The 22,874-nt window shown below is 75.1% G+C and carries 17 protein-coding genes; all 17 read right to left on the bottom strand.

The window, feature by feature from the left end:
* Positions 1–17: 17 nt before the first annotated feature.
* A complete protein-coding gene (locus ACSNOD_RS08685) occupies positions 18–674 on the bottom strand; it encodes a 4'-phosphopantetheinyl transferase family protein (RefSeq protein ID WP_436766203.1) in 657 nt (218 codons plus the stop codon).
* A complete protein-coding gene (locus ACSNOD_RS08680) occupies positions 671–1,777 on the bottom strand; it encodes a C45 family autoproteolytic acyltransferase/hydolase (protein ID WP_436766202.1) in 1,107 nt (368 codons plus the stop codon). The genes ACSNOD_RS08685 and ACSNOD_RS08680 overlap by 4 nt, the downstream gene beginning before the upstream one ends.
* Positions 1,774–2,394: a GNAT family N-acetyltransferase gene (locus ACSNOD_RS08675; protein WP_436766201.1), complete on the bottom strand. Its 621-nt coding sequence runs from the start codon at positions 2,392–2,394 to the stop codon at positions 1,774–1,776. The genes ACSNOD_RS08680 and ACSNOD_RS08675 overlap by 4 nt, the downstream gene beginning before the upstream one ends.
* Positions 2,395–2,396: 2 nt before the next feature.
* Positions 2,397–2,750 (bottom strand): acyl carrier protein, encoded by a 354-nt coding sequence (locus ACSNOD_RS08670; protein ID WP_436766200.1) that lies wholly within the window; start codon positions 2,748–2,750, stop codon positions 2,397–2,399.
* Positions 2,740–4,281, bottom strand: a complete 1,542-nt coding sequence (locus ACSNOD_RS08665; protein ID WP_436766199.1) for an AMP-binding protein — start codon at positions 4,279–4,281, stop codon at positions 2,740–2,742. The genes ACSNOD_RS08670 and ACSNOD_RS08665 overlap by 11 nt, the downstream gene beginning before the upstream one ends.
* Positions 4,278–7,718, bottom strand: coding sequence for an amino acid adenylation domain-containing protein (locus ACSNOD_RS08660; protein ID WP_436766198.1), 3,441 nt, complete (start codon positions 7,716–7,718; stop codon positions 4,278–4,280). The genes ACSNOD_RS08665 and ACSNOD_RS08660 overlap by 4 nt, the downstream gene beginning before the upstream one ends.
* Entirely contained in the window at positions 7,715–10,102 is a 2,388-nt protein-coding gene (locus ACSNOD_RS08655; RefSeq protein ID WP_436766197.1) for a class I tRNA ligase family protein, read from the bottom strand. Before ACSNOD_RS08655 ends, ACSNOD_RS08660 begins: the two co-directional genes overlap by 4 nt.
* A complete protein-coding gene (locus tag ACSNOD_RS08650; protein ID WP_436766196.1) occupies positions 10,099–11,178 on the bottom strand; it encodes an NAD(P)/FAD-dependent oxidoreductase in 1,080 nt (359 codons plus the stop codon). Before ACSNOD_RS08650 ends, ACSNOD_RS08655 begins: the two co-directional genes overlap by 4 nt.
* Positions 11,179–11,237: 59 nt before the next feature.
* Positions 11,238–12,560 (bottom strand): lysine N(6)-hydroxylase/L-ornithine N(5)-oxygenase family protein, encoded by a 1,323-nt coding sequence (locus ACSNOD_RS08645; RefSeq protein ID WP_436766195.1) that lies wholly within the window; start codon positions 12,558–12,560, stop codon positions 11,238–11,240.
* A gap of 106 nt (positions 12,561–12,666) precedes the next feature.
* Entirely contained in the window at positions 12,667–13,845 is a 1,179-nt protein-coding gene (locus ACSNOD_RS08640) for a saccharopine dehydrogenase family protein (RefSeq protein WP_436766194.1), read from the bottom strand.
* Entirely contained in the window at positions 13,838–15,001 is a 1,164-nt protein-coding gene (locus ACSNOD_RS08635) for a saccharopine dehydrogenase (RefSeq protein ID WP_436766193.1), read from the bottom strand. The genes ACSNOD_RS08640 and ACSNOD_RS08635 overlap by 8 nt, the downstream gene beginning before the upstream one ends.
* Positions 15,002–15,059: 58 nt before the next feature.
* A complete protein-coding gene (locus ACSNOD_RS08630) occupies positions 15,060–16,289 on the bottom strand; it encodes a cytochrome P450 (protein WP_436766192.1) in 1,230 nt (409 codons plus the stop codon).
* A 56-nt stretch (positions 16,290–16,345) separates the two neighbouring features.
* On the bottom strand, positions 16,346–17,653 hold the full coding sequence (locus tag ACSNOD_RS08625; RefSeq protein ID WP_436766191.1) for an acyl-CoA dehydrogenase family protein: 1,308 nt from the start codon (positions 17,651–17,653) through the stop codon (positions 16,346–16,348).
* Positions 17,654–17,780: 127 nt separating this feature from the next.
* Positions 17,781–20,129 (bottom strand): iron-containing redox enzyme family protein, encoded by a 2,349-nt coding sequence (locus ACSNOD_RS08620; RefSeq protein ID WP_436766190.1) that lies wholly within the window; start codon positions 20,127–20,129, stop codon positions 17,781–17,783.
* Positions 20,126–21,070 (bottom strand): 3-oxoacyl-ACP synthase, encoded by a 945-nt coding sequence (locus tag ACSNOD_RS08615; RefSeq protein ID WP_436766189.1) that lies wholly within the window; start codon positions 21,068–21,070, stop codon positions 20,126–20,128. Before ACSNOD_RS08615 ends, ACSNOD_RS08620 begins: the two co-directional genes overlap by 4 nt.
* Entirely contained in the window at positions 21,067–22,035 is a 969-nt protein-coding gene (locus ACSNOD_RS08610) for an isocitrate lyase/PEP mutase family protein (RefSeq protein WP_436766188.1), read from the bottom strand. Before ACSNOD_RS08610 ends, ACSNOD_RS08615 begins: the two co-directional genes overlap by 4 nt.
* A 53-nt stretch (positions 22,036–22,088) precedes the next feature.
* Positions 22,089–22,874, bottom strand: a 786-nt coding sequence (locus ACSNOD_RS08605; RefSeq protein ID WP_436766187.1) for a thioesterase II family protein, incomplete at its 5' end; no start/stop codon positions are given.

Below are 22,874 nucleotides of genomic sequence, written 5' to 3'. Positions count from 1 at the left end.
AGGGCGGGGCATGGGCGTCACTCATGGAGCGTGAGGGACATGTCGTCACCCGCGCAGACGAAAGAGGCGAGGGCCGGGGGGCCCGAGCCGGGCGTCAGCCACCGCGTCGTGGAGGGCCACACACCGCCCGCGATGCCTCGCAACGTGACCCCACCACCCGCGTCGAGGGCGAGATCGACCTCACGCGCCCCGTGGGCGAGCCCACGACCGGTCGCCTTGACCGCGGCCTCCAGCAACGTCCACGCGCGGAGGAACGTCACCGCGTCCCGTACGGCCGGGAGCGCCGGACAGACCGTGGCGAGGACCTCCGCCGCCTCCGGCACCTCCGTGAGCTCCTCGATGTCCACCCCGACGGGCGCGTTCTCGGCGAGCGCCAGGAGCAGCAGGTCCCGGGAGCGGGACCAGCTCAGACCGAGCCCGGGGTGGTCGGGGAGGTACGGCTTCCCGGCCGGGGTGCCGGCGATCCGTACCGCCCCCGGCCGCTCCCCCAGGCGGCTGCCGAGCAGCTCGCGCAGGGCGAGCCGGGCGGCGACGAAGCGGCGGGCGGGCTCCTCGTGGACGAAGGCCGCCGCGCGGCGGCGCTCGTCCTCCGCGAGGAGCCCGGCGAGGTCGCGCCCGGGGGGCGCGGGGCCGTGCGCGGCCAGGTCCACCAGCCACGCCTCCACGGCTGTCACGTGCCGGCCCCCGCGCCGCGCGCCTCCGACGGCACCGCCGCCCGCGACCCGAGCCGGAACACCTCGGTCGTCGTGAGCGCGGGGTCCCCCCGCCGCACGTGGAGTTCGCCGAGGTCCGGCCGCATGACGACGGCGGCGACCGTCCTCTCCCGACGGATGTCGCCGTTGTCGGGCACCCGGACGGGCGGCTCGGAGAGCACCGCGAAGTGGTCCTCGGGGCCCGCGCCGGCGGGCAGCCCGGCGAGCGCGGCGGTGGCCGCGTCCAGCCGGCGCCGGGAGGAGTTGCGGGCGAAGACGTTGATCTCGTCGCGGGGGGCGAGGTCGGGGTGGAGGAAGTGGTTGGTGTGGACGGGGCGGCTGGTCCTGGTGACCCGCAGCTCGTCCCCGAGGACTTCGACCCAGGCCGCCCCGTCGGCATCGCACAGGGTCAGCGAGCGGGAGCTGGCCAGCCGCAGTCCGCGCAGCGCGGCCAGTGCCTCGGCCACGCTGCCCGCCGTGTCGAGGAGGTGGCGGATGGCCAGGTACGGCGGCAGTCCGGGCCGCCAGTCGCCGCCGAGCACGAGGTTGAGCCCGATGGCGAGGCCGTCGCTGTTGAGGCCGAGGTAGCCGAGGAGCCCGCCGAAGCTGAGGACCAGGGAGCGGCGCGGGGAGCCCGCGCGGGCGATCTCCAGGACGGCGATGTGGTCGTCGAGGTCGCCGTTGAGGTCGACGGTCTGGGCCAGGACGGGCCGCCCGTCGGCCTCGGGGCCGGTGCGGGCGTACGTGGTGCAGTCGCCCATGGTGGGGACCTTGCGGTAGCCCATGATCTCGCGGCGGAGTTGGAGCAGCCACGCCTCCTCGTCGGTCAGGCGGGCGCCGGCGGCGAGCCCGCGGACCTCCTCGGCCAGGTCGGGCGCGGCCGCCGCGACCGCCGCCCGGTAGGCGGCGATCGACGGCAGCAGCTCGTCCATCGTGACCGGTGTCTGCATGACCTTGTTGAGCCGGCAGAGCGAGTCGTCGAGGAAGGACCGGAGGGGGGTGGCGAGGGCTCGGCCGTGGGCCTGTCCGACGGCGAAGGGGGCGCCGGACGCCTGGATGTGGGGGATGCCCCCGCCGGTGGTCATCCGACGGCGCCCGCGACGGTGTCGGTGACCTTGGGGCGGGTGGCCAGCTGCTGCTTCACCCGGGGCCAGTCGGCGCGCAGGATGCTGTAGAAGACGGCGTCGCGGCGCCGGCCGCCCGGCATGTAGTTGTAGCTGCGGAAGGTGCCCTCCTCCACGGCGCCGATGTTGCGCAGCCCGCGCCGGGCCTGGGTGTTGAGCTCGTCGGTCTTGAACTCGACCCGTTCGGCGCCCATGCGCTCGAAGGCGTGCTCCAGCAGCAGGTACTTGGCCCAGCGGTTGACGCCCCGGCCCTGGAAGTCGCGGCCCAGCCAGGACCAGCCGATCTCCAGCCGGGCGTCGGCCTCGGCCATGTTGCCGTAGCTCATGCTGCCGGCGATCCGGCCGGTGCTCTTGTCGACGATGACGCGCACGACGCGGCGGCCGGCGGCGTGGTCGGCGAGGGTGGCGTCGAAGAAGGTCTCGAAGTCGGCGTCGGTCTCGACGAGGGAGACGAAGTAGCGCCAGATCTCGGGGTCCATGGCGACGGCGCGGACGCCCTCGCGGTCCTCGGGGGCGATGGGGCGCAGGAGGACGTGCTCGTTCTCCAGGGTGGCCGCCGCGGTCAGGTTCCAGCTCATGGTCAGGCCGCCTTCGGGGTGTGCCGGGTGAGGGAGGTGACGACCTCGCGCAGGGTGCGCATCCCGGCGAGGTCGTGTTCGGTGAAGTGGGCCAGGTCCACGCCGGTCTCGTCGCAGAGCGAGGTGAGGAAGAGGACCTTGTTGAGGGAGGTGAGCCCGTAGGCGTCGGCCATGGTGGCGTCGAGGTCGAGGGTGTCGGGGGCCACCTCGGTGACCAGCAGCGAGGAGAGGATCTCCCGGGCGGCGGTCTCGACGGCGGGGTCGAGAGCGGTGGGGTCGAGAGCGGCGGGCGTCGGCGCGGGGGCGGCCGCGGGCGTCGGCGCGGACTCGGATACGGGTGCGGTGTCAGGGCGCATGGATGCCTTCCGTGGGGTCGTGGATCTCGCGCCGGTACGCGGCGAGAATCTGTCGGCGCTTGGGCTTGAACTGGGAGGTGAGCAGGCCGCCCTCGATGCTGAAGGGCTCGGTGGCGACCACCGCGCGGCGGATGCGCTCGTCCGGTTCGAGGGCCTCGTTGACGAGGGCGAGCCGGGCCGCGACGGCCTCGGGGTCGGCGGGCACGGAGGCCGGGGAGACCACGGCCACGAGCTCGGTCTGGTGGGGGCAGAACAGCACGCACTCGGCGATGGCGGGGTCCGCGGCCATCCGTTCCTCGATGGGCCGTACGACGATCTTCTTGCCGTTGTCGAGCACGATGACGTCGTCGGCGCGGCCCCGGACGAACAGGAAGCCGTCCTCGTCGAGGTGGCCGAGGTCGCCGGTGCGCACGGTGCCGTCGGGGCCGAAGACGCGTTCGGAGTCGCCGGGCGCGGCGTAGGCGTACGCGGTGTTGACGGGGTGGTCGGCGCGGACGCTGATGACGCCGTCCTCGCCGATCAGCACCTCCTTGCCCGGCAGCACCTTGCCGACGCTGCCCTCCCTGCTCGCCCCGGGGTGGTTCTTGGCGACGATGCAGGTCTCGTTGAGCCCGTAGCCCTCGTAGAGGGGAAGCCCGGCGTCGTCGGTGAAGAAGCGCAGGACGGTGGCGCTCGCCGGGGCGGAGCCGGTCCACAGGTAGCGCACCCGGGGGCCGAACAGCCGCCGGGCGGCGTCCCGTACGGCCTCCTCGGGGGTGCCGGACGCGGTGGCGAGCCGGCGGGCGCGGGCCTCGATGTGGCGCCTGGCCGTCTCGAAGAACGCGGGCACGCCCATGACGACGGTGGGGCTCACCCTGGGCAGGACGGCGAAGGCGGCCTCGTAGGTGCTGATGGTGACGTCGTGTCCCCAGGCGAGCGCGGAGTAGATCCAGTACCGCTGCTGGAGGAGGGAGAGCGGGAGGAAGACGAACACGTCGTCGCCGGGGCCGTGGGCGAACATCTCCTGGACGGCGCTCAGCGAGCTGTCGATGCTGCCGACGGTGGCGGCGAGGCCCTTGGGCACGCCGGTGCTGCCGGAGGTGAACTTGACGGTGGTGGTCTCCTCGGGCCCGTAGTGCGCCACCGGGGGCCCGGCGCCGTCCAGCGGCTTCTCGGCGAGCCGTTGGACCTCGGCGATGGGCACGACCCCCGGGGCGTCCGAGGGCCGGTCGCTGAAGAGCAGTTCGAGGTCGTAGCGGGCCATGAGCTCGGCCGAGGGCTCGAACTTGCCGGGTTCGAGGCCGGCCGTCTCCACCTTGAGGCGCAGCGCGGCGAGGTCGAGCAGCACCCATTCGAGGCGGTTGGGGGCGAGGACGCCGATCCGGTCGCCGGGGCGCACCCCCATCTCGTACAGCCGCACCGCCACCCGGCCGGCGCGCTCGTACAGGTCGGCCAGGCTCAGCGAGTGGATGCCGTCGAGGCGGGCGAAGGAGATCCGGCCGCCGGCGGTGGGCGGGCCCGAGACGATCCGGTTGATCGGCGAGCCGCTCACGCCCGTGCCCCCTGCTCCGCGCGGCCGGCCAGCACCCGGTCGACATGGCCGGCCATCGCGCGCACGGTCCCCAGCTCGGTCATGAGATCGAGCGGAATGGCCACCTTGAACTCCTTGCGGACGACGGTGAGGATGCGGGCCGCGGCGATGGAGTCGCCGCCGAGCGCGGGCAGGCTGTCGAGCGGGCCCACCCGGGCGCCGCGCAGCACCGAGGACCAGACGCCGGTGAGCACGCGTTCCGTCTCGGAGGCGGGCGCATCGCCCCCGGCCGGAGCGGTGGTGCCGTCGGCGGCGGACCGGTCGGCGTCGACGTCCAGGGCGGCCAGCGCCTTGCGGTCCACCTTGCCGTTGCGGGTCAGGGGCAGGGCGTCGTGCCAGACCACGGCCGAGGGGATCATGTACTCGGGCAGGTCGCGGCGGAGCGCCCGGCGCAGTTCGGCGTCGGTGGGCCGCTCCTCGCCGGCCGGTACGAGGTGGGCCACCAGCCGGTCGCCGCGCGCGCCGGGCCGGCCGGCGACCACGGCCCGCCGGACGGCGTCCAGGGCGGTGAGCCGGGTCTCCACCTCCCCGGCCTCGATGCGGTAGCCGTTGACCTTGATCTGGAAGTCGCCGCGGCCGAGGATCGCGATGGAGCCGTCGGGGAGGTAGCGGCCGAGGTCGCCGGTGCGGTAGATCCGCTCGCCGAGCCGGGGGTCGTGGACGAACCGTTCGGCGGTGCGCCGCTCGTCGGCCCAGTAGCCGCGGGCCAGTCCGGTGCCGGCGGCGCAGATCTCGCCGGTGACCCAGTCGGGGGCGTCGAGCCCGTCCCGGTCCAGGACGTAGGCGCGGTTGTTGGCGTTGGGGCGGCCGTACGGGATGGACTCGCTGCCGTCCTCCTCCGGCCCCACCGGGTGGAGGATGTTCCAGATCGTCGTCTCGGTGGGCCCGCCGAGCGAGACGACGTCGAGGCCCGGCACGAGGCGGCGCAGCGCGGCCGGGAGGGCCGGCGGGACGCGGTCGCCGCTCATCATCACCAGGCGCAGGGCGGGCGGCACGACGCCGTCGGCCACGGCCTGGTCGTGGAGGAGGGAGACGATGGCGGGCACCGAGTTCCACACGGTGACACCGGCGGTCTCGCACAGCTCCAGCCAGTGGGCGGGGTCGACGGCCTTGTCCCGGTCCGGCACGACCAGGGCCGCGCCGGCCGAGAGGGCGCCGAAGACGTCCCACACGGACAGGTCGAAGTTGAAGGCGCTGATGGCGAAGAACCGGTCGCCGGGGCCGATGGCGAAGCGGCGGGCGCAGTCGGCGACGACGTTGGCCACGCTGCGGTGGCTGACCATCACGCCCTTGGGCTCGCCGGTGGTGCCGGAGGTGTAGAGCACATAGGCGAGGTCGTCGGGGGTGGCGCCGGGCAGCGGGGCGGGCACCCGGGCCGCTGCCGACGGGCCGTCCGTATCGACCGTGGCGTCCGGGCCGGCCGTGGTGCCCGGACCGGCCGTGGTGCCCGGGCCGGCCGTGGTGCCCGGGCCGGCCGGGCCGGTTCCGGTGAGGCGCAGCACCTGGCGTTCGCCGTCGGGGTCGTCCCAGTCCGCGTTGGTGAGGACGTGGCGCACCCGGCCGTCGCGGAGCATGTACCGCTGCCGCTCGGTCGGCAGGCCCGCGTCCACGGGCAGGTAGGCGCCGCCCGCGAGGACGGTGGCGAGGATGCCGACGATCTGTTCCGGGCCGCGGTGCATGACCAGGCCGACGAGTTCGTCGCGCCCGACGCCCCGCTCCCGGAGCCAGTGGGCGGCGCGGGTGGCGCGCCGGAGCAGTTCGCCGTAGCTCAGTTCGCCCCGGGAGGTGATGACCGCGGGCTCGTCCGGGTGCTCGGCGGCCCGCGCGACGAAGGCGTCCCCGAGCATGGTGTCGGGCAGGGCGGTGGCGGTGTCGTTGGCCTCGCGGCGCCGCTCCCGCTGGGCCTCGGGCAGCAGGTCGAAGGCGGTGCGCCGCCAGGCCGGCTCCTCGCGCAGGGTGGTCAGCAGGGTCCGGTAGCCGGTGGCCAGGTCATCGAGCAGCCCCTCGGGGAACAGCTCGTCCACGCCGTCGAGCTGGACGACGAGCCCGCCGTGCTGCTCCATGGCGAAGGCGTTGAGCCACACCTGGGGGGTCTGGCTGACGGAGTACGTCTCGGGGCCGAACAGCTCCAGCGCCGAGCCGTCGACGTCGCCCTGCACATGCCCGATGGCGCTGTTGAAGGTGAACGGCATGCGGGCGCCGGCCACCCCGCCGCGGCGGCGGGCGAGCTCCTGCATCACCTCGATGCCGGAGAAGTGGCGGTGGTCGAGGTCGCGGCGGAGCCGGGCCTGCACCGCGCGGGCCCGCTCGGTGAAGGGCACGCTCCGGTCGATCTCGATCTCCACCAGCATGGGGTCGGAGAACTGGCCGATGGCCTCGAAGATCCGCGGGTGCACCGGCGGCCGGTTGGCGACGGTGGTGTTGAGGGTGAACCGCGCCCCGGCGCCCCAGGTGGCGAGGGTCTCGCCGTAGGCGACGAGCAGCAGGGCGGAGGGGGTGAGCCCGGCGGCCGCGGCGCGCTCCTTGAGGGTCCGCCAGTCGGCCGCGCCGAGGCGCACCTGCCGCTGGGAGAAGCGGGCGTTCTTCACGGCGGCGGGGCTGGTGCGCAGGGGCAGGTCCGGGTGGGGCGCGAGGTCGTCGACCCGGGCGAGCCAGTAGTCCCGGGAGCGCTGGGCGGGGGCCCGGCCGCGGGCGCGCTCCAGGGCGGCCACATAGGCGTCGAAGGGCGTCTCCTCGGGGGCCGCCGGGTCCGCGCCCCGCTCGTACGCCCGCCACCAGGCGCGGAAGAACAGGAACATGCTGATCCCGTCCATGACCAGCCCGTCGTGGCCGATGTGGAGCACCATGCGGTCGTCGGTCAGGAGGGTGGCGTCGACGGCGAGCAGCGGGCCCCGGTCGGCGGGAAGCACCCGGTGCGAGAGCCGGTCGCGCAGGGCGAGCCGGGCGCGGCGGATGTCCTCCTCGTCGCCGCCGCGCAGATCGTGGCGGGTGATGGTCAGGTCGTCGGCGGGGGCGTGGGTGATCTGCCGGTCGTCGCCGACGAAGCGGGAGCGCAGGGCGCCGTGCCGGCGCACCACGGCGTTGAGGGCCGTCTCCAGCCGGTCGAGGTCCCAGACGCCCTCGATCTCGTGGTAGACGTGGCTGGCCACGTCGCCGATCTCGAAGATGCCGCCGCGGCCGAGGAGATAGCCGCGCTGGAGGGGGGTCAGCGGGAAGCCGCGGAGCCGGCGGGCCTCCTCGGTGAGGTGGGCGACCAGCTCTTCCTTGGCGGCCTTGATCCGGGCGATGAACTCGGGGGCCATCCGGTCGCGGGTGCCCTGGAGTCGCAGGTCGCCGCCCTCGACGGTGATCGACAGCCCGCGCGACTCGATCTCCCGGATGATGTCGACGGGGCTCATGCGGCGCCCTCGGTGACGGTGCGGACGGCGGCCGGCTCGGCGCGTTCCTCCAGGAGCGCGGCCAGGGCCGTGAGGTCGAGGTCGCCGAGGAGCTCCTCGAGGGCGACGTCGACGTCGAGCTGTTCGAGGATCTGGTACTGGAGGGTGACGGCCGACAGCGATCCGGTGCCCAGGGACGCCAGGGTGCGGCCGGCGAGGCCGGTGAGGTCCTGTTCGGTGGGCTCGGGCAGGACGGTGCGGACGAGTTCGCCGAGCCAGGGCAGCAGCGCGGGGGCGACGGCGGGGGCCGGGGCCGCCCCGGGCGCGGCGGCCGGGTCGTACGCGGTGGCCGGCGCGGAATCGTACGCGGCGGTGGCAGCGGCCGGGACGGAGTCGTACGCGGCGATGGCCGGGGCGGCGGGCGCGGTGACGGCCGGGAAGAACTCCGTCCGCGCGAGCCGTATCCGGCTGCCGGGCGCGACCAGGTCGACCGTGCTCGGCCAGGTGAGGGGGGTCTCGCCGAGGCCGAGCGCCTCGGCGAGGCGGGCGGCGAAGCGGGGCATGACGGGGGCCGCGCCGTGGGCGAGCAGGCGGGCCGCGGCGAGTTCGAGGGCGATGGCGGTGCGCGCCTCGCTGCGCCAGCCGTCGGCCTCGGCGAGCAGCCCCTCGCGGCGGGAGAAGGCGACGGTGTCCTCGACGATGCCGGTCAGCTCGGCCGCGGCCCGGCGCAGCGAGAAGCCCTCGGCGTCGAGGCTGCCGGTGAGGGCGGTCAGCCGGGTGCCCAGCCGGGCGAGGAAGGCGGAGTGCTCGGGGGTCCACACGCCCGCGTCCGGGGCGAGGCCCTCGTACGCCTTGTCCACGCGGTCGCCGAGGTCGTTCAGCCAGCTCTGCCAGGTGCCGATGAGGGTGTCCCGGACGGTCGTGTCGTAGGCGGAGCGGCGGAAGTCGGTGCGCTCGCCCTCGGGCCGGGTGGCGGCGAGGAAGTAGCGGACGGCGTCGACGCTGTCGGGCCCGAGGATCTCCTTGCCCCAGATGGCGTGCCGGCGGCTGGTGGAGAACTTGGCGCCCTCCAGCAGGTAGAACTCGTTGACGTGGTAGTCGATGGCGGGCGTCCAGCCGGGGTGCGCCAGCTTGTACAGCACGGGGTAGAGCACCGCGTGGTAGAAGCTGTTGTCGTAGCCGAAGAAGTGGACGATCTTCCAGTCCTCCTCCGGGGCGGACGCCTGCCAGTCGCGGCCGAGGCGGCGGCCGAGCGCCTGGATGCCGTGCAGGAAGCCGTAGCTCATCTCCGGCCAGACCCAGATCACCTGGTCCCGGGTGTCCTGTTCGCTCGGGGTGACGCCCCAGGTGGAGGGGTGGGTGATCGGGATGTCCAGGGCGGGGCGGCGGAAGAGCCGGTCGGCGAGCTCGCGCAGCCGGGCCGGTACGCGGCCGAGGCGGTGGTGGTCGGCGACGGTGTCGCGGTGCTCGTGGAGCGGGAGGCTGAACCGGGTGACGGTGCCGGGGCGGGGCACGGCGCCGGTCCGGGTGGCGACGGGATCGCCGAGGTCGGCGACGGTGTTGGGCTCGCCGCACTCCTCGCAGATGTTGCCGCTGGTGCCCGAGGAGCAGGACGGGCAGGCGCCCTTGACGTCGACCTCGTACAGATACCGGCCGGTCTCGGCGTCGAAGAGCGCGCGGCCCTCGGTGGGGGCGACGCCGCCGGAGGCGACGAGCCGGGAGAAGAACTCCCGCAGCCCCTCGGGGTAGTCGGCGTCGTCGTTGGTGACGGTGTACTGGTCGAGCGGGATGTCCATCAGCCGCAGCGTCTCGGCGATCTCGGCGCTGTAGTGCGCCGCGGTCTCGGCCGGTCCGCGGTTCTCGGCGCGCGCGGCGCCGAGCACATAGCTCTGGAAGTCGTCGCTGCCGGTGAGGTGCCAGGCCCGGGTGCCGTTCATGCGCTGGAAGCGCACATAGGCGTCGGCGCCGAGGTACGGGCCGGACAGGTGGCCGAGGTGGAGGTCGCCGTTGGGGGTGGGCGGGGTGGAGAAGACGAACACCGGGCGGTCGCCGAAGCCCTTGCGGCGGGCGGAGAGCGCCGAGTCGAGCGCCCGCCGCCCGTCGCGCCAGTACTGGGTCAGGAAGACCAGGTCGGTGTCGCCGGTGTTCTCCAGCACATGGGACTCGAAGGGCTCGAAGAGCGCCACGGTGCCGGGGGCGGCCGGGTGGCGCACGCCGTCGACGACGAACTCGCCGCGGCCGGCGACGATCACGAAGAACTCGGTCTCGTCGTGCTGGTGGTTGTCCGAGGCGCGGCCGGGCGCGACGCGGCCCCAGCCGGCGCCCACGCCGAGTCCCTCGACGCCGGCCATGTCGATGCCGAACGCTTCGCTCAGGACCGTCTCGTCATAGCTGTTGATGATCACTTCTCGTCCTTCTCTTCGCGGCACGGAGGGGGGAGCAGCCCGGCGGCCTCGGCCGCGATGGCGGGGGCGAGCCGGTAGCCGGAGCCGCTCGCCGCGCCGGCGAGGACCAGGCGCGGGTCGCCGGCGAGGGGGGTCACCAGGGGCTCGCCGTGCGGGCCGTAGGCGTCGCAGAACACGCGGCCCGAGACACAGTGGTCGACGAGGGCGGGCGCGTAGCGGCCCAGCACCTCGCGGGCCTCGCGCAGATGCGCGGCCGACACGCCGTCGCCGAGCTCGTCGGGGGTGACGTCCCACTCCTGGCAGGTGTAGCTGAACAGCCAGTGGCCGCGCTCGTGGAGCGGCAGCAGGAAGGCGTCCTCGTCGTGGAGGACGATGGTGTGGTCCCCGGGCGCGGGCGGGCGCTCGATGTGCAGGGCGACCACCTTCTTCACCCGGGCGCCGAGCGGCGCGACCAGGTCCCGCCAGGCGGGGGCGGCGAGCCAGGGCCCGGGGGCGAGGACCACCCGGCCGGCGGTGAGGGTGCGGCCGGTGCCCAGGTCGAGCACGATGCCGTGCTCCTCGGGGCGCACCGCGGTCACCCGCACCCCCTCGTGGACCGTGGCGCGCTCGCGCAGTTCGCGGGCGAGGATCTGGGTGAGGGCGGCCACGTCGGCGTACTGGCAGCCGGCGCCGTCCCAGGCGAGGTGGCCGGGCGGCAGCTCGACGAGCCCGCCGGGCACCCGGTCGACTGGGGTGAGCCGGGCGCTGTCGAGGTACGCCTCGCGCACGGCCACTTCGCCGGCCGCGGCGGCGACCACCGTCATGCCCAGGGGGCGGATGGGCAGGTCGGGACGGTCGGCGCGCAGCCGCGCGTAGTGGTCCTGGCTGAAGGCCGACATCCGGCGCACCCGCTCGGTGGCGCCGCGCGGGAAGTGCAGGCCGGCGGAGCGGCGGGTGGCGCCGGCGGCGACGGCGTCCTGGTCCAGCAGGGCCAGGGTGGTGCCGGGGGCGTGGTCGAGCACCCGCTGGGCGGTCATGCAGCCGATGACGCCGGCCCCGACGACCGCGGTGTCGAAGAAGCTTTCGTTCGCTGTCAAAGCCGTCATGGCGGCCGTGGTCGTCGCCGTCGCAGCCGTCGCGGCCGTGGTCGTCTCCGTCACGCGGTCCACGGCTCCCGGACCTCGGTGTCCTTGGTGGACCACTCGATGAACGAGGCGAGCTGCTGGTCGCCGCGGACGCCGCGGAGCCGGTCGGCGATGCGCCGGCTGCGCCAGGCGTTGAGGCTGAGGTTGGGGTCGGCCAGGCCGCGCTGCCCCCGGGCGCCGTTCTGCACGAAGATGTTGCGGTCCAGGGGGCCGTCCCAGCGCACCGCGTAGTCCTGGTCGATGCGGAACTCGCCGCCCTCGCGCTCGATGCGCGGGGCGAGGCCGTCGAGGAAGTCCATGGGGGCGGGGCGGAAGCCGGTCGCCCAGATCACGACGTCGACCTCGTGGTGCTCCGTGCCGTGCGGCTCGTCGTTGTGGCGGACGGTGACGTCCCAGGCCCCGCCGCCGGCGCCGGTGACGTCCACCACCTCCCGGTTGGGGTGCAGGACGACGACGTCGGGCCGGTCCTCGATGAAGCGCAGCACGTACAGCCGCTGGTAGATGTCGCGCAGCGTCGCCTCCGAGATGCCGTCGCTGCTCAGCAGGTGCTGGGCGTTGAAGGCGGACCGGGCCTGCGGGGAGAGCCGGTAGAAGTAGTCGGAGTGGCAGGGCATGTAGAAGTCGTTGGTGAACGGCGAGTCGTCGATGGGGAAGTAGTTGCGCCGCCGGGAGATCCAGGAGACCCGGCGGGGCAGTTCGCCACCGGTGCGGGTGATCAGTTCGAGGAATGCCTCGGCACCGGACTGGCCGCCGCCGATGACGGCGACGCGCTTGCCGCCGAGGTCGCGGGCCCGGGTCAGGTACTCGCTGATGTGGAACTGGCTGGCGCCGAGGTGCGGACGCGCCTGCGGCGGCACCCAGGGCCGGTTGCCGACGCCGACCACGATGTTGTCGGCCGTCACGCTGCGGCGGTCGGTGCGCACGGTGAAGACGCCGTCGAAGCCGACCTCCCGCACCTCCTCGCCGAAGGCGAGGTTGCCGTTGCGGCGGCTGGCCCACTCCAGGTAGTTGCGGAACTCCTGGCGGGGCACGTCGGAGAACTGGGCGTTGAGGAAGTGGTAGACCCGCCCCTGGTCGTGGAGGTACGACAGGAAGGAGAAGGGGTTGGCCGGGTCGGAGAGGCTGACCAGGTCCTTGAACATCGACACCTGGAGCGTCGCGCCGGGTATCTGCTGGCCGTCGTGCCAGCCGAAGGCGGCCTTGCGGTCGATGAAGAGGTTGGTCACCTCGGGGTGGCTGTGCAGGATCGATGCCAGGCTCAGGTTCGCGGGGCCCACGCCGACCCCGACGCAGCGGTGGTGCGCGGGATCGCGGTGGGTGCTCTCGTGCCCCATGTCCGGACCTCTTTTCCGTGAGTTGCCGTGATGTGCGGTGCGGTGAGTCGCCGGTGTGCGAAGGGGTGCAGGGGGGTTACGGGGTGCGGGGTTACGGCGTGCGGGGTTACGGCGTGCGGTGCTGCCGGAGCGTGAGGTCCAGGCCGTGACCGGCGAGGAAGGCCAGCCAGCGCTCGGACTCCTCGGCGCTCTCGGCCGCGCGGTGCAGCCCGGCCGGGGTGGCGTCCGCCAGGACGCGGGTGACGCCGAAGGCGAGGGGCAGGGACACGCACAGCGCCATCGCGCTCTCGCTCTCGTCGCCGGTGCGGTCCAGCAGATACGAGCCGCGCCAGCCCGCGCCGTCGGGGGTGCGCAGCTCCAGCGCCACGGAGAGCACCACCCGGTCCCGGTCGGCCTCGGTGGTGGGGTGGCGGGCCGCCAGCTCCTCGGCGAGCGCGGCGATCCGGGCCGTGTCCCCGGTCCGTACGGTCGCGAAGACCGGCTCCCAGGCCCGCAGCCAGCCGTCGTTGCGCAGGGTGCCGCGGATGAACGTCTCCAGCCGCCAGCCGTCCGGGATGCCGTACTGGGCGATGAAGGGCAGGCTGTCGCGGTTGGGGTAGACCTCGAAGCCCTCCTCGCCCAGGCGGTGGCGGCGGGTGGCCTCCCAGGGGTGGGCGCTGGTGCGCTCGGCGCCCCCGGCGATGTACCGGGAGGGCGAGCCGAGGGCGGCGAGCACGCCGTACGGGGCCCAGCTGAAGCGGTAGCGGAACGCGTTGGGGACGGCCGGCAGCCCGCCGCAGTACGAGGTGAAGTCGACGTCCGTGGCGGTGTCCCCCACGGCCTCGCGGGCGGCCTCGACCAGCCGGTGGGCCATCAGGTGGTCGATGCCGGGGTCGAGCCCGGCCTCGGTGAGCACCACGGTGCCGGCCTCGCGGGCGGCCCCCGCCTCGGCCAGCAGGGCGTCCGAGACATAGCTGGTGCAGGCGAAGTGGGCGCGGGCGGCGAGCGCGGTGCGCAGCAGCGCCGGGTGCTCGGTGGCGGGCAGCATGGAGACCACCACGTCGCCGGGGCGCAGTTCGGCGGCGAGCTCCGCGTGGTCCAGGCCGCGGGTCTCCGCCCGGCCGGTGAGGCCGAGGCGGGCCAGCCGGTCGGCGGCGCGGCTCTCGTGGCGGCCCCACATGACGACCCGCTCGGCGCGGTCGCACAGCAGGGCGAGGCCGGTGCGGCCGGTCGACAGGCCGGTGCCGATCCAGTGGACGGTGCCGCTGGCGGGGACCCGGGGGGCGGTGGGGGCGGTGTCAGGCACTGGGGGTCTCCTCGGCCGAGGTGGCGGGCGCGACGGGCGCGGCGGCAGTCGTGGTGATGGGCGCGGTGGCGGACGACGGGGCGGCGGGCACGGTGGCGGCCGTGGCGACCGTGGCAGTGGCCTCACGGAAGGTCCGCAGGGCGCGGTCCCAGGGCGAGCCCTCCTCGCCCAGCGTCAGCAGATGGGGCAGCAGTTCGGCGGAGAACGCGCGGCTCGCCTCCACCGGCAGCAGCGACGGCAGGTTGTCGATGGCGATCAGATCGAGCGGCCGGTCCAGCGGCCGGTCGCCGTCGCGCAGCCGGCGGACCGGCTCCTCCCAGGAGGTGACCTCGTCGTAGACGGGCAGCACATTGCACGCGGAGGTCACATCGCAGGTCACGTCGCAGACCAGGCGCAGGGCGCGGGCGGGGTCGTCGAGATCGTCGCGGGTCAGGAACGGCGGCACGGGCCGGGTGGTCAGGACGGTGTTGACCAGGATGTCGTGGCCGAGCAGCGCCGCGCGGTCGAGGTGCGCGGTCTCGGCCACGTCCCAGCGGGTGGGCTCGATGCCCGCGGTGGTCAGGGCGTCGCAGGCGCCGCGCCCGCAGCGGCCCAGCGCGCCGACGACCAGGGCGGTGGGCGGGTCGGCGGGGCGGACGGCGCGCAGGGCCTCGTCGAGCCGCTCCTTGGTGAGGGGGGCGAGCGGGGTGGTGAGCCGGCCGCGGTGGTGGAGGACCGCCAGGGCGGCGCCCACATAGCCGGCCCAGTAGCCGAAGGCGGCGAGCCGGCGGCCCTCGGCGTCCACGAGGTACTCCAGGTCGAGCAGCGCCCCGCCGCCCGCCGTGAACCGGCCCAGCAGCTCCCGCGCCCCGGCCTGGCCCTTGTAGGCGTGGCCGAAGAGGATGTGCCGGTGGCGCAGCCGGGCCGGGCCGTCGGGGAGCTCCTTCAGCCCGATGACGTACGTGTCCTCCGGCGCCTCGGTCCAGCTGCCCGCGGGGGCGGTACGGCAGCCCGCGGCCACGTAGTCCGCCAGCGGGAAGGCGCGCTGCGGCGACTCCTCGACGGTGAGTTCGAAGCCGTGGCGCACCAGCGCCTCGGCGTGTTCGGGGGCGATCGGCGCGCGCCGCTCGCTCGGCCGGGTCTCGTGCCGCATCCACAGGCGCGGGGTGTGGGTCATCTGCTGCGATTCGCTTTCGGATCTGGGCGGGCCCCGGGTCGGGCGGGGCCGCCGGCCGTCACAGGAGGGGAATCCGGGCGTTGGCGAGGGGCCGGTACGCGGGCCGCTCGGGCAGGCCGGACGGCTCCCAGCCTGCCGCGAGCAGTTCACCGACGACCGCGGCGGCGATGGCCACCGCCAGGTCTTCACCCGGGCAGCGGTGCGCGGCGGCGCCGAAGGTGAACAGCGCGGGGCGGGCGCGGTCGGTGCGGAAGGCGTGCGGGTCGGGGTTGACGGCCGGGTCCCGGTTGGCGGCGGCGAGGACCACCAGCACGCTCCCGCCGGGCGGGACCTCGACGCCGGCGTGGGCGAAGGGCTCGGCGGCGAATCGGCGGGTGTTCTGGACGGGGGCGTCGTACCGGGCCACCTCGCGGACCAGCGGCGCGAGCGCCGCGGGCCGCCCCGGGGCCGGTGCGACACCGCGGGCGAGGGCGAGCAGGGTGTTGCCGATGAGGCCGGCGGTGGCGTCGTAGGTCTGGGACAGGAAGCCGATGGCGTTGGAGAGCAGCGGTCGGCCGGTGTCCGGTTCGCCGGCGTCGCGGGCGGCGCGCACCAGGGCGGCGAGGAGGTCGCCGTCCGGCCCGGCGCCCGGGACCGTACGGGGGCGGGGGCCCGGGCCGCTGCCGAGCTCACGGCCGGTGCGGGTGCCGGTGCCGGTACCGGTGCGGGCACGGGCGCGGGTCAGTCGGGGCCCGAGGGCGTCCTGGAGCCGGGCCGCGGCGCGGGCCGCCGCCCGCCGGTCCTCCGGGGTGGCCGTGGCGGGCAGACAGCGCACGAAGTCCCCGATGAGCCGGGCGGCTTCCTCGTCGGCGCCGCGGTCGAGGCCGCAGAGGGCGGCGACCACGCGGGCGGGCACGCCGAACATCAGGTCGCCCAGGCGGGGTCGGCCGCCGGCGGCCAGACTCCGGCGGGCGCGGTCCGCGGCCAGGGCGGCCACCCGGGCGGTGTCCGCCCGGCCGAGCGCGGTGGTCACCACGTGCTTGAGACGGCGCTGGAGCGGGCCGTCGGTCATCCGGACGAGGTCGCCGTAGACGTCTCCGGCGGGGGTGCCGGCGAGGCCGGCCGGCACGGGCTCGGCGGCGGGCCGCACGCGCAGCGCCGGGTGGGCGAGCGCGGCGGTGACGGCGGCGGCGTCGCTCGCCACCCAGGCGCCGAGGCCCTCGTCGTGGGCGAAGGGGCGCTCGGCCACGAGGGAGGCGTAGTACGGGTAGGGGTCGGGGAGCCGGACGGCTGCCACGGGGGAGGTCACGCGGGACTCCTTCGTCGCCGTGTGTCGGGCCGGGGTGGGCGCGGTCGCGGTCACGGTCACCGGGCGGTGCCGGGCGCGGCGGCGGGGGTGCTCCCCGGATCGGCGGCAATGTCGGGGGCGGCCGCGCCGCCGGACGCGGCGTCGAGGGCCCTGGCGCGGTCGGCCCGGCGCATGTCGAGCGCCCCGGCGATGGTCAACCGCTGCACCTCGGAGGTGCCCTCGTACACACGCAGCGATCTGACCTGGCGGTACAGCCGTTCGGTGACGCTGTCCCTGACCAGCCCCGCGGCGCCGAGGAGTTGCACCGAGGCGTCCACGACCTCCTGGGCGGCCTCGGTGGCGTACAGCTTGGCGATGCCGGAGTGGTGGGGGAAGCGCCGGTTGCCGCGGTCGATCTCCCAGGCGGCGCGGGCCACCAGCAGCGCGGCGGCGCCGATCTTCACCTCCATGTCCGCCAGGGACGCCTTGATCAGCTGGAGGTCGAGCAGCCGGCCGCCGTAGGCGGCGCGGTCGCGGGCGTGGGCCAGGGCGGTGTCGGCGGCGCGCCGGGCGAAGCCGAGGGCGGCCGCGCCCACCGTCATCCGGAAGCGTTCGAGCAGGTCCATCGCGATGACGAACCCCTGGCCGCGGCGGCCGAGCACGCTGTCGGCCGGAAGCCGGCAGTCCTCGAAGGACAGATGCGCGAAGGAGCGGGGGGCGATGGCCTCGATGTGCTCGCGGACCCGGACCCCGGGGGTGTCCGCGGGGACGAGGAAGGCGGTCAGGCCCAGCGGGCCGGGGCCCTCCCCGGTGCGGGCGATGACGCAGTACAGATCGGCGATGCTGCCGTGGGCGATCCACGCCTTGTGGCCGTTGAGGACGTGACCGCCGTCGTCGGTGCGCTCGGCCCGCAGGGAGAGCGCGGCGACGTCGGAGCCCGCGTGCTCCTCGGAGACGGCGAACGCGCCCACGACCGTACCGTCGGCCATGCCCGGCAGATGACGGCGGCGCTGCTCGGGGGTGCCGTACCTCAGCAGCGGGGTCGCCGCCAGCGCCTGGATGGAGAAGGCGAAGTCGGCGAGGTCCTCGGCGTGGGCGAGGCGTTCCCGGGCCAGGCACAGCGAGCGGAAGTCGCCCGCGCCGGCGCCGGGGTGCGCGCCCTCGCCCCGGTCGCCGTCCGGGTCGAGGAAGGCCAGCCAGCCGTCCGCGCCCAGCTCCCGGACCAGGCGCGGCCCCGACGTCTCGGGGGCCTCCCGGCGGACCTCCGCCCAGAGCCCGGCGCGCTCGTCGCACCAGGCGCCCAGGGCGTGGGCGAACGCGCGGTGGCGCGGCTCGTAGAAGGGGAGTTCCAGCATCTCCGGGTCGAGGCTCGGGTCGAGAGCCACTGGGTGCCTCCAGGGGTCGGGGCGGTACGGGGCGGGCGCGGCGGTACGAGGGTGGGCGCGGGCACGGCGGTACGGGGTCGGGGCGCGCGGATGGAGCGGCGGTACGTGGGGGCGCGGCGGCAGGGGGTCAGATGACCAGGGCGACGCTGTCCGCCCGGTCGGAGTCGCCGTCGGGACCGCACCCGGAGTCGTTCCCGGGACCGCCCCCGGAATCCGTGCTCGCCGGCGCGGCGCTCCGCCCGGTGAGCCCCTTCGCCCGCAGCTCGCCGACGAGCCGGCGCTCCACGAAGTAGGCGAAGGAGGCGTAGCCGCGCCAGACGCGCCGCCACTCGTCCTGGACCACCGCGTCGCCGAAGTCCCGGCGCACCTCGTCCAGGTAGGAGACGATGATCTCGGCGGCCTGCCGGGCGTGTCCGGCGGAGAAGTTGTCGATCGACAGGTGCGCCTCCTCGTAGGAGACGTCGAAGCCGTGGCGGCGCAGCTTCCGGATCTCGGTCATCCGCAGCTGTCCCAGGCCGAACATCTCGATGCCGAGGTTGTAGCCGAGGATCTCGTTGTAGAAGCTGTCGGGGAAGAGCGCGAGGCACGCCTGGTGGATGGAGAAGTCGTATCCGCCGTCGGGCAGTTCGTCCTGGTCGAGGAACTCCTCCTGGCGGATGTGCGGCAGTACGACGTCCATGCTGGCCAGCACGTTGTGGATGAGCGTGATGTGGTTCTTGGCGAGGTCGCCGCGGCCCATCTCGTCGGCGTAGATGGAGAAGAGCATGGCGTCGCTCCGCCGGTGGAAGCGGCCGAGGTTGGCCGTCCGGTGCGACCAGGCGCCGTCGATCAGGCTGCCGAGGGCGTAGGTCTTCTGCCGGAAGATCACCTCTTCCCGGTCCGGGATCTCCGCCGGCGGCTCGACGGCGCCGACCAGCTTGTCCCAGTAGACGCGGTCCACCCGCTCCATCAGGGCCTCGGCGGAGTAGTCGAAGTACGTGGCGTCGGTGAAGTCGCCGTCGGCGCCGTGCCGGAAGAGCACCTCGGCGGCGGCGAGCCCCTCCTCGGCGCGCTCGCGGGCGAGCTCCAGGGTGTTGGGGAAGCGCTCGATGTTGACGACCCGGTGGAAGAGCTCGCGGTCGTCGGGGGTGCCGGGCCCGGTGAGCCGGACATCGGCGGCCCGGGTCGCGCGGACGGCCTCGTACCAGCCGCGGGCCGCCGCGTCGCCGGACGTGTCGGGCCGGAAGTCCAGCTCCGGCGGCGCGCCGGCCGCGATGGCCTCGGCCCACTCCGTGAAGGTCGCCGCCTCGCGCTCGTCGAAGATCCCGAACATGGGGCCGCCGAACTTGATGGCGCGCAGGAAGCGGCAGCCACCGGCGCGCATCGGTTTGAACTGGCGGGAGGCGCGGAACGCGGCGACGAAGGCCGCGAGGTCCGCCTCCGGGTCGTCGAGCCACTCCATGAGCGACCGCTCCCCCAGCCGCACATCGCGGTGCTGGCGGCCGGCGAACGGCGCGTGGCGGGCCACGATCTCGGCGACCCGGGCGTCCAGGGAGAGCCCGTCGAGCCGGGCCGCCAGCTCGGTCAGCGCGGCGGTGTGCTCGCGCTCCAGCCGCAGGACGAGGGTGACGGCGGCGAGCAGCCGGGCGCGGTCCTCGGCGCCGGTGGGCGACTCGCGGGTGAGGGCGACGTACTCGGCGAGCAGCCCCTGGAGGTCGGCCTCGGGCAGGAAGGGGGCCATGCCGGTGAGCCGGTCGTCCACGCCCAGGGCGTGCGTGGCGTAGTGCACGCCCACGACCTCCGGCAGGAAGCTCGCGGGCAGCCGGGACAGGGCCAGGTGGAAGGCGCCGTGCCAGGCGGTCAGCGGGCGGGCCCCGGCCTTGGTGAGGAAGTCGGCGCTCTCGACGGCGGGCAGGTGGACGCCGAGGTCCTCCAGGGCGCGGCGGCGGCGCGGCAGCAGCCCGCGGTGCGGGACGTCCTCGCCCATGAGCCGGAAGTGGTGGCCGAAGAGGCGGTTGACGACCACGGAGGGCTGGGTGGCGGGCTGGGAGACGGTGTCCAGCCAGCAGCCGGCGAGCAGGGTGAGCGGGGCGCGCTGGCTCAGGACGCGCTCCCGGGTCCCGGGGGCGGTGGCGCACAGGGCCGCCAGCGGCTCGTCGAGCTCGGCGCGGGCCGCGGTGACGAGCGCGGCCAGGCTCTCGGCGGTGACGTCCGTGCCGGTGTCGCCCCCGGCTCCCCGGGCGGCGGCCTCCTCGGCGCCCCGCGCCAGGAACGCCTCCAGCAGGTGGCGGGCGAGCAGCAGGGTGGTCTCGGACTCCTGGTCGCGCAGCAGCCGGTGGTAGATCTCGGCCGGCGGCGCGGCCAGCAGCCGCTCGGTCTCCGCCGCCGCCCCGGGGGTGACGGCGTGGGGGCCGCGGGGCAGGGACGTCATCACGTCCGGGAGAGCGAATCCCCGCTGGGCGTTTCCCTCCTGGGCGTTTCCCTCCTGGGCGTTCATACGAGCTCCGTTTCGTCGTCGGTGGACAGCTTGTGGAGCAGCACGCCGACGCGGGCTCCGGGGACGCTGGAGGCCAGCAGGTAGTGGCCGCCGGCGCGCAGCCGGCCGGCGGCGGCCTGATCGACGAGGTTGATCAGGGGGTCCGCGGCGAAGCAGTGGCCGACGCGGGCGATGTTGTCGGTGTACAACTGGTCCGCGGCGAAGCCGGCCTGGCGCTCCTTGAGCACCACGACGGGCTTGTACAGATTGGCGTGGAGCAGGCCGTCGAGGTCGCCGCTCCCCAGGCCCAGCGGGGTGAGCAGGCGGTCGTTGACCTCGCGGCCGAGGTCCGAACTGATCTCGTGCGACCAGTCGAGGGCGTCGGTGCGCTGGGCGGCGGCGCCGCCGAGGATCGCGTACGTGTCGCCGGGGCCGGGTTCTGCGGTCACCAGGCAGGCGGCGGCGCCGTCGCTGAACAGCGCGAAGTTCTCCATGCGCACCGACTCGTCGGTGACGCGGTCGGTGGTGACGACCAGCACGGTGCGGTGGTGGCCGGCCGCCACCAGGGCCTGGGCGAGCCGGATGGCGACCAGGAGGTTGGTGCAGCGGTTGAGGGTGACGCCGGTGAACGCGGCGTCACCCAGCCCGATGCCGGTCATGATCCGCTCGACCAGGGCGCCGTGGGTCCGGGGGCCGCCCGGGAACCGGGTGGAGCACAGCACCAGGGCGTCGACCGCCCCGGGCGCGGCGCCGGCCGCGGCGAGGCTCGCCCGGCCGGCGTCCACGGCGAGGGCGTCGAGGGTGCGCTCGGTGCGCCGGACGTGCCCCCAGCCCCACATCTCCGCTCGGGGCGGCATCCCGAACTCGGCGGCGCGCTCGGGGAGGTTCGCGATGGTGGTGTGGTGCGCCTCGATCTCCCCGAGGACGTATCGGGCGCCTCTCAGATGAATCCGTGGGGTCACCGTGTGCCTTCCGTGCGTCTGTGCGGCTCCGCCTCGGAGCGGGCCGTTCCGGCCGTCCCGGCGCGACCGGTGTCGGGGCGGGCCGGCTCCGGGCGTGCGGTGTCGGGGCGGGTCGTCTCCGGGAGGTCCGCCGCCATCAGGGCGTTGGCCTGGCCGTAGGGGACGGCCTCGGCGGCGAAGCCGAAGGTGCCGTGGTCGCGGACCTCCTCGGCGGCACGCAGCACCGCGCCGAGCGCGGCCCGCGACAGGGCCGAGCCGAGGCTGATCCGCCGGGCGCCCAACTCCTGGAGCCGCGCCACGGACAGGCGCGGTCCGGACCCGCCCGCCAGGACGTTGACCGGGCGGCCCACGGAGGAGCAGACGGCGCGGATCGCGTCGGCGTCGGGCAGGCCGGGCGCGTAGAGCACATCGGCCCCGGCGGCCTCGTACGCCTGGAGGCGGCGGATGGTGTCGTCCAGGTCGGGGCGGCCGTAGAGGAAGTTCTCGGCGCGGGCGGTCACCGTGAAGGGCGCGTCGAGGGCCTTGGCGGCCTCGACGGCGGCGGTGATCCGCTCGACGGCCGCTCCGAGGGGGTGGACGGGTTCGTCGGCGACGCCGGTGGCATCCTCGATCGAGCCGCCGACCAGCCCCGCCGCGGCGGCGAGCCGGATGGTCTCCGCGACGTCCTCCGGGTCCGGGCCGAAGCCGTTCTCCAGGTCGGCCGTGACGGGCAGATGGGTGGCCTCGACGATGGCGCGAGCGTTGTCCAGGGTCTCCGCGCGGGTGACCAGGTTGGCGCCGTCGCGCCGGCCGAGGGTGTGGGCGAGGCCCGCGCTGGTGGTCGCCAGGGCGGTGAAGCCGAGGCCGGTCAGCAGGCGCGCGGTGCCCGCGTCCCACGGGTTGAGAATGACGAAGGCGTCGGGGCCGGCGTGGAGCTGTCGGAAGAGCTCGCCCTTGTGGTGCCGGTCCGCGGTGGCCATGCGCATCGGAAGTCGTCCCTCACGTGTTCGGTGGTGCTCTACGGTGCTCCCGCGGACGGCTAGATGACCTCGACGACCTCGGCGGGCGGACGGTGCGTGCCGCCGGTGTCCGGCCCGGCGCCGGGCGGGGGCGCGCCCCGGTCGGAGCGCACCACCGACCGTATGACGTCGGTCGCCGCCTCCGGGTGATCCTCGAAGTAGAAGTGGCCGCCGGCGGGCTGGTGCCGGGCCACCGCGAGGGTGCTCTCGCGCTGCCACGGTTCGAGGCCGGCCTCCTTGACGTGCGGGTCGTCGCGGCCGTTGATCAGGGTGATGGGCAGGTCCAGCGGGCCGGTGTCCCGGTAGCGGTAGCGGGCGACGATCCGGAAGTCGGCGCGCAGGGCGGGCAGCAGCAGCTCGGCGAGGGCCTCGTCGGCCACCACCTCGGGGGGCAGGCCGCCGAAGAAGCCCACCGCCTCGGTGAAGGCCCGGCCCTCCAGGCGGGCGGCCTCGACGACGCGGGCGGTCGGCAGCAGGGCGGGCGCCGAGCAGCCGGAGGCGATCAGATGGCGCAGCCGGTGGTGGCCGCGCAGCCGGCGGGCGACCTCGAAGGCCACCACCGCGCCGAAGCTGTGGCCGAACAGATAGCAGGGGCGGTCCGCGGCCTCGGCCACCGCCTCGGCCGCGCGCTCGACCAGCTCGGTGAAGTCGGCGGCCGGCGGCTCCTGGTAGCGGGGTCCGCGGCCGGGCGGGCACAGGGCCAGAAGCTCGGCGTCGCCGGCCAGGGCGCCCTGCCAGGCGAGGAAGGCGCGGGGGTTGCCGCCGGCGTGGGGGAAGCACAGGACGCGGGCCGGGGGGCCGCGTCC

The organism is Streptomyces sp. URMC 123 (assembly GCF_051386515.1).
GTDB lineage: Bacteria > Actinomycetota > Actinomycetes > Streptomycetales > Streptomycetaceae > Streptomyces.
The sequence above is the reverse complement of the archived record's forward strand: the minus strand, read 5'-3'. Positions and strand labels throughout refer to the sequence as shown.